This window comes from Actinomycetospora chibensis (assembly GCF_028737215.1).
Lineage (GTDB): Bacteria > Actinomycetota > Actinomycetes > Mycobacteriales > Pseudonocardiaceae > Actinomycetospora > Actinomycetospora chibensis.
In genome coordinates, this window is sequence record NZ_JAQZAM010000002.1 from 320,112 (window position 1) to 332,717 (window position 12,606).

The 12,606-nt window shown below is 72.0% G+C and carries 10 protein-coding genes and 1 pseudogene; 6 read left to right on the forward strand and 5 right to left on the reverse strand.

Annotated elements, in window-relative coordinates; all coding sequences use genetic code 11:
• Positions 1-26: 26 nt before the first annotated feature.
• Together PH189_RS04010 and PH189_RS04015 are read left to right on the forward strand one after the other, a co-directional pair.
• Positions 27-1,919 (forward strand): alkyl/aryl-sulfatase, encoded by a 1,893-nt coding sequence (locus PH189_RS04010; RefSeq protein ID WP_274187458.1) that lies wholly within the window; start codon positions 27-29, stop codon positions 1,917-1,919.
• A 128-nt stretch (positions 1,920-2,047) separates the two neighbouring features.
• Entirely contained in the window at positions 2,048-4,669 is a 2,622-nt protein-coding gene (locus PH189_RS04015) for a LuxR C-terminal-related transcriptional regulator (protein WP_274187459.1), read from the forward strand.
• Positions 4,670-4,677: 8 nt separating this feature from the next.
• Here the strand turns inward: PH189_RS04015 and PH189_RS04020 are convergent, their stop codons facing one another.
• The 5 genes and pseudogenes from PH189_RS04020 to PH189_RS30410 all read right to left on the reverse strand — a co-directional run.
• Positions 4,678-4,905, reverse strand: a complete 228-nt coding sequence (locus tag PH189_RS04020; RefSeq protein ID WP_274187460.1) for a hypothetical protein — start codon at positions 4,903-4,905, stop codon at positions 4,678-4,680.
• A gap of 11 nt (positions 4,906-4,916) precedes the next feature.
• Positions 4,917-5,162 (reverse strand): LapA family protein, encoded by a 246-nt coding sequence (locus tag PH189_RS04025; RefSeq protein ID WP_274187461.1) that lies wholly within the window; start codon positions 5,160-5,162, stop codon positions 4,917-4,919.
• Positions 5,155-6,390 (reverse strand): AI-2E family transporter, encoded by a 1,236-nt coding sequence (locus PH189_RS30400; RefSeq protein ID WP_420791487.1) that lies wholly within the window; start codon positions 6,388-6,390, stop codon positions 5,155-5,157. The genes PH189_RS04025 and PH189_RS30400 overlap by 8 nt, the downstream gene beginning before the upstream one ends.
• Positions 6,387-6,770, reverse strand: a complete 384-nt coding sequence (locus tag PH189_RS30405) for a GAP family protein (RefSeq protein ID WP_378015011.1) — start codon at positions 6,768-6,770, stop codon at positions 6,387-6,389. The genes PH189_RS30400 and PH189_RS30405 overlap by 4 nt, the downstream gene beginning before the upstream one ends.
• 94 nt (positions 6,771-6,864) lie before the next feature.
• Positions 6,865-7,791: pseudogene (locus PH189_RS30410) on the reverse strand (STAS domain-containing protein); the annotation flags it as partial.
• A 113-nt stretch (positions 7,792-7,904) separates the two neighbouring features.
• Here PH189_RS30410 and PH189_RS04035 point away from each other — a divergent pair.
• The 4 genes from PH189_RS04035 (at position 7,905) to PH189_RS04050 (ending at position 12,449) form a co-directional block, all read left to right on the forward strand.
• A complete protein-coding gene (locus tag PH189_RS04035; protein ID WP_274187463.1) occupies positions 7,905-9,251 on the forward strand; it encodes a DUF1254 domain-containing protein in 1,347 nt (448 codons plus the stop codon).
• Between the two features lie 608 nt (positions 9,252-9,859).
• Positions 9,860-11,266, forward strand: coding sequence for a DUF1254 domain-containing protein (locus PH189_RS04040; RefSeq protein ID WP_274187464.1), 1,407 nt, complete (start codon positions 9,860-9,862; stop codon positions 11,264-11,266).
• 4 nt (positions 11,267-11,270) lie between these two features.
• A complete protein-coding gene (locus tag PH189_RS04045; RefSeq protein ID WP_274187465.1) occupies positions 11,271-11,921 on the forward strand; it encodes a SulP family inorganic anion transporter in 651 nt (216 codons plus the stop codon).
• A gap of 132 nt (positions 11,922-12,053) precedes the next feature.
• Positions 12,054-12,449, forward strand: coding sequence for a hypothetical protein (locus PH189_RS04050; RefSeq protein ID WP_274187466.1), 396 nt, complete (start codon positions 12,054-12,056; stop codon positions 12,447-12,449).
• Positions 12,450-12,606 lie beyond the last annotated feature (157 nt).

Consider the following 12,606-nt stretch of genomic DNA (forward strand, 5'->3'; position numbering starts at 1 on the left):
CGTCACGCATGAGGACGGGCAGACCCATGCAGCGGAGGGTGACCGCGCCCCAGCCCGGCGACCGCGAGGACACCATGACGACCGTCGACGACCGCACCAAGGACGACGCCGCCGGCCCGTCGTTCGCCGACACCACCGACGTCGAGGACGCCGGCCGCGGCCTCGTGGAGCGCAGCCCGGACCCCCGCGTGCTCAGCAGTGACGGAGAACGGGTGGTGTGGGACTTCGAGGCCCTCGGCTTCCTCGAGCGCGGGTGCCCGCCGACGGTCAACCCCAGCCTGTGGCGCCAGAGCCGGCTCACCGCCATGCAGGGCCTCTACGAGGTCACCGAGGGCATCTACCAGATCCGCGGGTTCGACCTGTCGAACATGACCCTCCTCGAGGGCGACCGCGGGGTCGTCGTCGTGGACCCGCTATTCACCAGCGAGGTCGCCGCCGCCGGGCTGGCGCTGTACCGCCGGCACCGCGGCGACCGGCCGGTGACCGCGGTGATCTACACCCACTCCCACGGCGACCACTTCGGTGGCGTGCTGGGTGTGGTCGACGCCGACACGGAGGTCCCGGTCGTCGCGCCGGAGGGCTTCCTCGAGCACGCGGTCGCCGAGAACGTCTACGCCGGCACCGCCATGTCCCGCCGCGGCATCTACATGTACGGCATGACCCTGCCGAAGGACCCGTCCGGTGTCGTCGGCACCGGTCTCGGCCCCGGCGGCTCGACCGGCACCTTCGGGCTCGTCGCGCCGACGGTCGACATCACCCGGACCGGTCAGATCGAGACCCTCGACGGCGTCGACATCGAGTTCCAGCTGACCCCGGGCACCGAAGCGCCGTCGGAAATGAACTTCCTGGTCCCGTCCCGACGGGCCCTGTGCATGGCCGAGAACGCCACCCACAACCTGCACAACATCCTCACCCTGCGCGGTGCCGTCGTCCGCGACGCGCACGTGTGGTCGCAGTACCTCGACGAGGCCGTCGCGCTCTACGTGGACCGCTGCGACGTCCTGTTCGCCTCGCACCACTGGCCCACCTGGGGACGGGACCGCATCCGCACGTTCCTCACCCAGCAGCGCGACCTGTACGCCTACCTGCACGACCAGACGCTGCGCCTGCTCAACCAGGGCCACACCGGTCCGGAGATCGCCGAGCTGATCGAGCTGCCGCCGGCGCTGCGTCGGGCCTGGCACACCCAGGGCTACTACGGGTCGGTCAGCCACAACGTCAAGGCGATCTATCAGCGCTACCTCGGCTGGTTCGACGGCAACCCCGCCCGCCTCTGGCCCCACCCGCCGGAGGCGTCGGCCCACCGCTACGTCGAGGCGCTCGGCGGCCAGCAGGCGACGGTCGCCACTGCGCGCCGGTTCGCCGACGCCGGCGACCTGCGCTTCGCCGCCCAGCTGCTCGACCACGCGGTGTTCGCCGATCCCGCCGACACCGAGGCCACCGGTCTGCTGGCCGACGTCTTCGAGCGGCTCGGGCAGGGCGCGGAGAACGCCACCTGGCGCAACTTCTACCTCACCGGCGCCCAGGAACTGCGCCACGGCGTCACACCGACACCGGTGAACCTCGGATCGCCGACGATGCTCGCCGCCCTGACCGTCGAGCAGCTCCTCGACGCGATCGCGATCCGCGTCGACGGGCCCCGCGCGTGGAACGAGCACCTCGTCCTGGACCTGGTGATCACCGATCAGGGCCGGACCCACCGGTGCTCGCTCAGCAACGGCGTGCTCATCCACTCGGCCCGTCCCGAGGGCGCGGAGGCCGCCGACCTGGCCGTGACCCTGACGAAGGCGCAGCTGCCGGCGGTGCTGGCCGGACACGGCCTCGAGGGTATCGACCACGACGGCGACCCGGCGGTCCTCGAGCGACTGCTCGGGCTCCTCGACCAGCCCGACGGCGACTTCCGCATCGTCACGCCCTGACACGGGCGGGCCACGCCGCGGTCACAGTCGACCTTCAATTCACTCCCGAGATCCGGTAGAACGAGGCGGCGGTCGACGTCGGACGAGAACCGCGCGGAATTGATGACACAGTTCCCCGGGGGTCGCCGATGCGGTGGGCGAAGACCATGGTGCCGCTGCGACCACCCGGATTCGTCGAACGTCCCACCCTCGACGCCCTGCTGGACCAGTACGGCGAGGCCCACGAGTACGGCCGGGTCGTCCTGGTCAGCGCTCCCGCCGGGCAGGGCAAGACCGCGGCCGTGGCCGAGTGGACCCGCCGCCACCCGGAGACCCCGACCGCCTGGGTGTCCCTGGAGCCGACCGACCGCGACGCGGCGTGCTGGTGGGACACGGTCCTCGGCGCGCTCGACACGGTGCTGGACCCCGTGGAGCACCGGCCGGGACCCAGGCGCGACCAGGACCCCATGGTCATGGCCCACGAGGCCCACGAGGCCCTCGAGGCCCTCCCCGACGGCGCGGTGCTCGTCCTCGACGACGTCCACGAGATCGTCGGGCACCCCGCCCTCGACGGCCTCCTCGCGCTGCTGCGCCATCCCCGGCCGAGGCTCACGATCGTGCTCTGCAGCCGCTTCGACCCGCCGGTGGGGCTCGAGCGGCTGCGCCTGCACGGCCGGCTCGCCCAGGTCCGCGTCGCCCAGCTCAGCTTCGACCGGGACGACGCCGCGCGCCTGTTCGCCGCGCACGGGGTGCGGCTGGCCGAGGACGAGGTCGCGACGCTGGTCGACCGGACCGAGGGGTGGGTCGCCGCCCTGCGCCTGGCCGCGATGTCGCTGCAGGAACTGGAGGACGTGTCGGCCTTCGTCGCCGACTTCGCCGGCGACGACCGCTCGGTGGCCGACTACCTCGTCGACGAGGTCCTCGCCGTCCTGGACGAGCGGCAGATCGCGGTCCTGGAGACCGGCTGCGTCTCGACGCCGCTGCCCGTCGAGCTCGCCGTCGAGCTCAGCGGTATCGACGACGCCGCGATCGTGCTGGACCGCCTCGAGTCGGCGACGGCGCTGGTGAACGCCACCGATCGGCGTCGCACCCTGTTCCGCACCCACGAACTGCTGCGGTCCCACGTGCTGGCCCGGTTGCGACGCCGCGATCCCGCCCGGCTCGCCGACCTCCACCAGCGGGCCGCGTCCTGGTACGAGCAGCGCGGCGAGCACCCGCAGGCCCTGCGCTGCGCCGCGGCGGCCGGGGACGTGCCCACCGTGCAGCTCCTCCTGCGGTCCCGGGCCATCGAGCTCCTCGGCCAGGGCGCCTTCGACGCGCTCCTGCACACCGAGCGGGTGCTCGCCGGAGCGGCCGACGACCCTCGGGTACGCCTGCTCCTCGGCCTGTCCGCCCTGGAGCGTGGCGACCTCGACCACGGCGAGCGGCTCATCGACTCCGCCGAGCGCGAGCTCGCCGCCCACCGGCCCCTCGGGCACCAGAGCGGCAACCTCGTCGTCTTCCGCCGGATCGTGGCCGCCCGCGCGGCCTTCGTCCGGGGCCGGCTCCCGGCCGCCATCGCCGTCGGGGCCACCATCGACCCCGACGCGGTCGACGACGTCGCGCTGCGCGCCCTCGCCCTCATCACCCGCGGCACGGCCCTGCTGGCCTCCGACCGCGACCAGTCCCGCCGGGACTGCCAGGAGGCGCTCACCCTCGCCGAGTCACGCGACTGGCCCTACCTCGCCCTGCAGGCGCAGTCGACCCTCGCCCTCGCCGACAACCACGCGGGCGAGCGGGCGCGGCTGCAGCGCCACGCCCGGGCCGTCATCGCCCGCGCCCGCGCCGAGGGCTGGGGCGACAGCTCGTGGACGTTGCGCGCGTGGTTCGCCCTCGCCACCAGCGAGGTCCTGCGCGGCCGCCCGCACGAGGCAACCGAGCGCATCGCGCACGCCGAAGCCGCCTGCCCGCCCGACCACCCGCACTTCGCCGCAGCCCTCGCCGTCCTGCGCGGCGCGGCGGAGCACGACACCGGGGAGACGTTCGAGGGCTGGCGACGCATCCGCCACGCGCGCACCTCCCGTAGCGAGGACAGCACCCACGAGGTGCACACCAAGGCGCTGGCCGCGCTGCTGGAGCAGCAGGCGGCGCTCGCCGGCGGCCGCGCCCGCGAGGCCGGCGAGGTCACCCGGGCGATGAGCGCGGACCTGGCGGGCACGGCCGAACTCGCCCTCCTGCGCGCCCGGAACCAGTGGTCGGTCCGCGACGTCCGGGCCCGCAGGACGCTCGACCCCGTGCTCACCGGCGAGCTGCGGGCGCTGACCTCGCTCGTGGTGGTCGAGGCACCCCTGCTCGACGCCGAGATCGCCCTGGAGCGCGGCGAGACGTCGATCGCCCGCGACCGCCTGCGCCGGGCGCTCGCCCTCGCCCACCGCTCCGACGTGGTGCGCCCGCTGCGGCACCTGCCCGAGGCACTGCGTCGCTTCCTCGCCGAGCACCGCGGCGGCTTCGCCGAGCTCGACCCCCTCGTCGACGAGGTCCTCACCGGCAGCGCTCCCGCCGTCGCGGCGGCGCACCACCTCACCGCGCGGGAGCGTGACGTGCTGGACCTGCTGCCCACGATGCGCTCGTCCGCCGACATCGCCCACGACCTCACGGTGTCGGTCAACACCGTCAAGACCCACCAGCGCGCGATCTACCAGAAGCTGGGTGTCGAGAACCGCCGGCAAGCGGTCACCCGCGCCCGCCAGATCGGCCTGCTCGTGTCCGAGCGCCCGCGCTCGGCGCACTGAGCCCCGCCCTACTCCGTCGGCGGCCGCGGCCCGTCGGGCACGCTGCGCAGGGACACGACCTGGAGCCCGAGGGCCTGGAGACGGGCCAGCACCCCGTGCAGGTGGGCGTCGTCGACGACCTCCCCGATCATCACCGTCTCGGCGGGGGCGTCGGCCACCTCGAAGCCGTCGAAGTCCTCGGAGACCTCGCGGGACAGGTGGCCGCGGACGCGGAGCTCGTAGCGCGTGGGTTCCACAGCACGGCCCCTCACCGTCGGCGGCGGAGCAGGACGCCGATGAGCACACCGACGACGAGCGTGGCCGCCAGGGCGGCCCACTGCGGCATGACCACCACGGGGAGGAGCAGGCGGATCGCCACCGGCTCGCGGTTCTCGACGACGAAGACGACGGCGAGCACGGCGAGAAGCAGGGCGAGGGCCCAGCGGGAGGTCCACCAGGCCCCGCCGGCGGGGCCCCGATCGCGGGTCGGTGTGGGGCGCTGTCGGTCAACCATGGCCGTCCTCTCGTCCGGACGTCGGGGTGGGCATCTCGCCGGCGGAAGCGGTGACGGGCGCGGCACCGGCGCGGCGTTCGTCGAGCACCTGGCGGATCACGACCTTGCCCGCAGCCGTGATCGGCAGGGCGGTGACGGCGCCGAGCAGACCCCCCAGGAAGCCACCGACGAGGATCGCGACGAACGCGGCGGCCGGGGATATCTCGACGGTGCGGGAGAAGACCCGCGGGGCGACCAGGTAGTTCTCGAGCGCCTGGTAGAGGACGAAGAACACAAGGGTGGTCACGGCGAGTCCGATGCTGACGCTGAGCGCGGCGGCGATGCCCACGAGCGAGGCGAGCGTGGCCCCGATCTGCGGGATCGCGTCGAGGACGGCGACGACCAGGGCGAGCAGCGCCGGGTAGGGCATCCCGACGACCAGGAAGAAGACCAGCGAGACGAGGCCCGCCACCGCGGAGACAAGCAGCTGCCCGGACACGTAGCCCCCGATGCGCCCGAGCGCGGCGTCGGCGGCCTCGATGCGGTCGGCCCGTCCGATCGCGCGGTCGATCGCGGCCCGGATACTCGGCATCGCGAGGACGAAGTAGACCAGCAGCGCGAGCACGGTGACGGTCGCGAAGACGCCGCCGAACAGGGCGCCGAGCACCCCGAAGACCGCCGCCAACGACGCCCCGGCCACCGTGCCGAGCCCCTGGAGGAGCTGCTGGACCTGCTCATGGCGGGCGGGGTCGGACAGGGCCTGGCCCAGGGAGGTGCCCGGTCCACCGAGGCGGGCGCCGAGCCGGTCCAGGACGTCGGGGAGCCCGGCGGCGAGCGCGCCGATCTGGTGCGCCGCGGGGACGATGAGCACCGCCGCGAGCCCGACGACGATCAGCAGCAGAGCGAGGACCACGAGGACGAGGGCGAGGCCGCGGCGGACGCCGCGGCGGCCCAGGGCCCGGATGGCGGGCTCGAGGCCGGTGGCCAGGAAGAAGCCGACGAAGACCAGGATCAGGGCGCCGCGGGCGACGTAGGCGGCGCCCGCGACGAGCCCGACGAGCAGCACCGTGGCCGTGATGGCCGCATAGTCCGTCAGCGGCATCCGACGGGGCCGCGGGGCGACGGGCGTCGCCGGGCCGCGGCCGTCGACCGTCGCTGACGAGGTCTGCGTGTCGCTCACCGGGCTCTCCTGCCGTCCGCACCACCGTCCGGCCGGAGCGTGGGCGTCGCCGCCGGGGCTCGTCCTCATGCGCGACGGATGAGGTCCGGGCAGCGGGCGGTCAGCAGAGGCCGGCGATCCCGTCGCCGACCAGCTTGAGCCCGATGACGAGCAGCAGGGACGCTCATGATCGCGCTGTTGTGCGCGACCATCCAGGTCCGCAGGGAGGCCAGCAGGTCCGCGGAACGCGCACCGAGGACCAGGTCGATCACCCAGGGCAGGGCCGGCCCGAGCGTGCCCACCAGCACGAACACGGCGAGGGCGATGGCCTGACCGCCGGCCGCTATGCCTGTCTGGGCGATGGCGGCGGCGGCGCCCCCGGTGATGAGCAGGTTCTTCGGGTTGAGTGCCGAGAGCGCGACGGCCAGGCCCCCCGCCTTGACGGGCGTGAACGTGTCGATCGTCGACATCCACGCCGGGAGCCCGGGTGTCCCATCGCCGCGCGGCCGCGAGGCCGAGCACCCAGCCGACGACGAACGCCGAGCCGTCGGCCCGGCCGCGTGGTGTGGCGAGCAGGAGGACGACCGCGATGATGGGGACGGGACTGAGCGCGACCCCGATCCCGAGGGGCAGGACCGCCCCGATCGCCTCAACCACGGGTGTCCTCCTACCGGACCGGACCGGCCGACGCCCCGACCGCGGCCACGGCCGCGTCGACGTCGGGGAACACGCGGGGGCCGTTCCCTCGACGGCGCGCAGCACGTCGCGGACCTGGCCGAGGTCGCGGGCGAGGACGAGCTCGACGCCACGACGGTGCAGGGTCGCGGCGAGGGCCACCAGCATGCGGGCGGCGGTCACGTCCACCGAGGGCACCGACCGGGCGTCGAGCACGACGCCACGGGTGCCGGGGGTGGCGAGCGCGGTGACCTCGTCGCGGACGTGCGCCGCGTTGGCGAAGAACAGCTCGCCCTCGAGGCGCACGACCGCCACCGCGTCGGGCACCTCGGCGTCGTCGTGACGATCGAGGTCGACCCAGGGCTCCGCCCCGGTGCCGATGCGGCCGAGCCGGGCGAGGTGCGGACGTGAGGCCCGGTAGAGGAGCAGGAGCAGGGAGAGCCCGACGGCGACGACGAGGCCCGGGAGCGTGTCGAACACCAGCACGCCGAGCAGTGTCGCGACCGCGGCCGCGAAGTCAGCGCGGGCGGCGAGGCCGTAGATCGCTCCCAGCCGACGCGTCCACATCCGGTAGAGGACGACGAGGGCGGAGACGTCGATCAGCTCGATGACGGCGGCGATGACGACCGCCGCCAGGGCGGCCTCGGGCAGGCGCGTGAACAGCCCGGTGAGGAACAGCAGGGTCAGCACCGTCAGGGCCGCGGCCGTGAGACCGGAGATCTGGCTGCGGGCGCCCGCACTCCCATTGACCGCCGTCTTCGACAGCCAGGTCGGACGCCACCCCGCGAGGGACGGGGCCAGGACCCGCAGGGCCATGGAAGCCTTCCTCCGGGACGAGGGACGGGCCGAGCCTGACGCCAGGCTCACCACGCCGCCTCATCCGTCGCGAAGGAGGTGGCGACCGGACCGCAGGTGCGAGCGTCCGGGCCATGTCGTCAGAGACGCTCGTCGAGCAGGCAGGCAGCGGGCTCCACCGACGGGGCGTCGAGGCCGCGGTGTGGGGGATGCCGGCGGTGAACTTCGAGATCATGCGCTCGGTGCTCGCCCCGCAGGGGACGACCGAGTTCGTGTACTGGTCCCAGCTGTTGGACTGGCGCAACCAGACGCTGACCCCGAATCCGGACCTCATCTACTACATGGCGTTCCTGGACCCCGGCCGTGACGGTCCGCTCGTCCTCGACATCCCGCCCGCCGACGAGGAGCACGTGCTCAACGGCAGCGTGTGCAACGTGTGGCAGGTGCCGCTCGAGGACGTCGGCAAGTTCGGGCTCGACGAGGGCCGCGGGGGCCGGTACCTGGTCCTGCCACCGGGCCACGACGGCCCCGTCCCCGACGGCTACCTGGTGCTGCGCTCCGACACCAACCGCGTCTACGCGCTGCTGCGCTCGGTGCTCACCGCGCCGACCCAGGAGGCGCTGGAGGCCGGCCTCGCCTACTGCCGCGGTATCCGGATCTACCGGCTCGACCAGGCGGACGACCCGCCCGAGACACCTCGTCGCGATCTGCACGGCGAGCTGGTCGACACCCGCATCCCCTACGACATCCGCTTCTGGGAGGCCCTCGACCGGGTCGTCCAGTCCGAGCCCTGGTTGCCCCGCGACCGCGCCTTCGCCGAGATGCTGCGGTGGATCGGCATCCGTCAGGGACAGCCGTTCTCGCCGGACGCCGCGCGGGTCGCGCTGCTGGAGGAAGCGGTCCGGGACGCGCACGCGTGGATCCGCGAGGTCTACGAGAACGAGCCGCCGTTCTACGAGGGCCGGCACTGGTTCTTCCCGGCGGGACGGGACTTCGCCGACGCCCAGTACACCAACTTCGCCGACGGGGACGTGTACCCCTACACCGACCGCGGCGTGATCTACCACATGGCCTTCATCGGGATCCGCCGTCTCGGGATCGGCCAGTTCTACCTCGTGACCGTGCACGACCAGCACGGCGAGCTCCTGCGCTCCGATGCCACGTACCGGATGCGGGTCCCGGCCGGGGTGCCCGTCTCCCAGTACTGGTCGGTCTCGATGTACGACGGGGACGACCACACCTTCATCCGTGGCAACCAGAAGTACTCGGTGTCGTCGCAGACCCCGGGCCTGGTCGTGAACGACGATGGCTCGGTCGACGTGTACTTCGGCCCCCGCGTGCGTCCGGGGCTCGAGCCGAACACGGTCGAGACCGGGAACTCGACGACGTTCGAGCTCATGTTCCGGTTCTACGGCGTCGGGCCCGAGGTCATGAGCAAGCAGTGGCAGCTCGAGGACGTCGAGCGCGTCGACGAGACCTAGGACGAGCTCGCTTCGGGATTGTCACCGCAGGGCCGAGAGGGGCGTACCCGGTTCTCCCGAGATCGGAGACCGCTCCCATCCTGTGCCACCGGGTCGTCGCGCGTGTGTCGGGCCGGGCCACTCGCGCCGGTCTCGTACGCACCTGACCGCGGACCCTGTCCACGAACGTGGCTGGAGTCGACGACGAGTACCGCCGCGATCTCGTGCCACGTCCGGACACGGTGGATCACGCGACCGGGCGTTCTCGCAGGTCAGACCCGGTGGAGACGAAGGGAATCGAACCCTCAACCCCCGCCTTGCAAAGATGGGCGACCACGTAGCCCAGGGCCTCTACCAGCAACGATGTCCTCGCGGGACGTCACTCGGTGCTCCGAAGCATCGTCGGTGGACCTCGTTTCGTGCCACGAGGCGTGCCACGACGTGGCCGGCGATCACTCGAAGCAGCCAGCGGGCGGCCGGCGTGCGTCCGACTGGTTCTGCCCGCGCATCAGCGTGTACCTCTATGTTCGCTCGCGGCCGATCATGCGACGGAGGGTCGGGCCTCGATCTCGGGACACGATCCGCGGGTCGCTGCGGCGCTGACCTCGTGCCCGGCTCGCGACGAGGACATGGGGGCGGCGATGGGCGGCGAGGGCCAGGGGTTTCCCGGGCGGTTGGCGGCGGTCGAGATGGACGGAGAGCTGCCGCGGCGGGAGGACCTCCCGCTGATCTTCGACGAGCTGGACCACCAGATGGCGGTCCAGGCCTACCTGTGGTCGCTGCCGCTGGTGTCGTACGCGCAGTGGCAGACCCAGCACCGCGAGGTGTTCGGGGCCACGAACTACGACCTGGTCCGTTACCTGTCCTACGCCGACCGGCTCGGGCTGATCACAGCGAACGCGACGACGCCCTACATCCTGAACTTCATCGACCTGGGCGAGACCGGGGCCCTGCTCATCGAGGTCGGAGCCGGACCGACCGCCGGGGGCTTCTCCGACTTCTGGCAGCGGGAGTTCGGCATCCTCGGCGAGATGGGCCCCGACCAGGGGCGCGGCGGCCGGCACCTCGTCGTGCCGCCCGGGGAACGCGTCCCCGACGACACGTCCGACCTCTACGTGCACCGGGCGACCGGCAACAACATCATGTTCGGTTTCCGGGCCCTCGAGCCCGACCCGGAAAAGGCCGACGCGCTCGTCGCGACGGTTCGCCTCACGCCGTTCGACGGCCGGGAGGCCCCCGAGACACGGATCGTGGCTCCGGACGGGCGGGGGTGGTCGGGCGACCAGCCCCGCGGACTCGAGTACTGGGTCCGCCTGCACGAGATACACCAGCGCGAGATCGTCGACGAGCGCGACCGCTTCTTCCTCGCGATGCTGCGCCAGCTGGGGATCGAGAAGGGCCGTCCGTTCGACCCCGACGCCCGCACGGCCGCGCTGCTCACCGAGGCCACCCGCGTCGGCGAACTGATGGCCCAGGCCAACACCTTCGCGAAGCGATTCCCCGGGGCCACCTACTGGCCCGACCGCCAGTGGGACCTCGCGGTGCAGATGACCAACTCCGCGCAGCGCGGCGAGGGCTACGACGAGCTGCTCGAGCGGGCGTCGTGGTTCTACGAGGCGGTCAGCTTCTCCGAAGCCATGAAGAGCCAGACCCCCGGCCAGGGCCAGGCCTACCTCGGGGCCTACACCGACGCGCAGGGGAAATGGCTCGATGGCGGCGCGGACTACACCCTGCACGTGCCGCCGGGGGTGCCGGCGAAGCTGTTCTGGTCGGTCACGGTCTACGACGTCGCCACCCGGTGCCTGATCGACAACGAGCAGCAGCGCGGCGACCGCGGGTCCCGCGACGGTGAGCTCGTCGCCAACGACGACGGTTCGGTGGACGTGTTCTTCGGCCCCACCGCGCCGCCCGGCCGGGAGGACAACTGGGTCCAGACGATCCCGGGCCGGCACTGGTTCTCGTACTTCCGGCTGTACGGGCCGATGGAGAGCTACTTCGACCGCAGCTGGAAGCTCGGCGACATCACGCCGGCCTGATCGCGTGATCGCCCCCTCACTGCACGGCTACCGCCCGGCCTGGGTCCGCCGCGACCTCGTCGCCGGCGCGACCGTGTGGGCGGTCCTGGTGCCCGAGTCCCTGGCCGACGCCACGATCGCCGGCGTCCCGCCGGTCGTGGGCCTCTACGCCGCGCCAGGTCACCAGCCTGCGGCCCGTCCGGATTGTGGGGTGCCGCTCGACCCGGAGGGCGGGGTGACGCTGGCGGTCACGAGCAACACCGACGGGACGAGGACGGCCGGGTACTCGGGGTTGGCGTCGTGCGGGTCGGTGTGGTGCTGCCCGCAGTGCGCCGCGAAGATCGCCACCCGCCGCGCGGACGAGCTGTCGAAGGTGATGCGCGCGGTCGACGAGGCCGGCGGCTCGGCGTTCCTGCTCACCCTCACCATGCGCCACGCTCGCGGTGACCGTCTCGGGTTGACCAAGGACGAGCGCCAGCGCTTGCGCCAGCTCGAGGACAAGCGCGCCGGCTACGAGGCGGCCAATGCGACCGGCTGGGACTTTGACGAGCATCAAGCCGAGGCCGACTCCATCGAGGAACACTCCCTGCGGCAGCGCAAGGGCTGCTGGGACGTCCTGTCCGACGCGTTCTCTCAACTCGCTCGCTGCGCAGTACAGCACGCGAATGAATTGTGACCCGCCAAAGCTAATCGCTCTTACCAGGGAATCGATTGCTGACAGCTAGGGCGGGCGCTCACAGCTTGCGGCTCATGGCCACCTATAATGATGTGGCTTCCTAGTACGACCAGGCCCTACTGTGGAGGTCCCGTGAGCTACGATCATCCCCACTTCAAGACTCACCCGATTCCCTCTGACATCCAACGCATCCTCGTCGGAGGGTTTGCAAAGTCGGCCGCCACTTGGTTGATTGGAAGCTGGCGGCTCCACGGCGAGCGAACTACATACCTCCACCCCGGTGATCTATTTGGCCGAGTTCTCGCCTATCTATGGGACACTGAACCCGACGAGGCCATGATCTTCTTGGCTGATTACTTGGCCGACCTCAATGTCCACAATGAGAACGCTGCCATATATGGTGAAGTCAGCCTTGAGGAAGTCCTCCAAGGTCTACGTTTGTGCATGCCGACGAACTTCAGAGGCACAGAGGCGTTGAAGCGCAAGGCGCGCGCCGACGTTCCCGAGTATTACGGCGGCGACATCTAGGCCGCTCTGGTGATGGGGAACGGATCGAACGAACCATCGACCGTCCGAGCTTGCCCCAGGAGACGGCGGGCAGCGGGCCGGCCGTGAAAGCCGGCGCTGGCCAACCACCGCCGCCGGGCTTCAAGAAGTTGGTCCATGGTCGAGCCCTCGCCCTCCT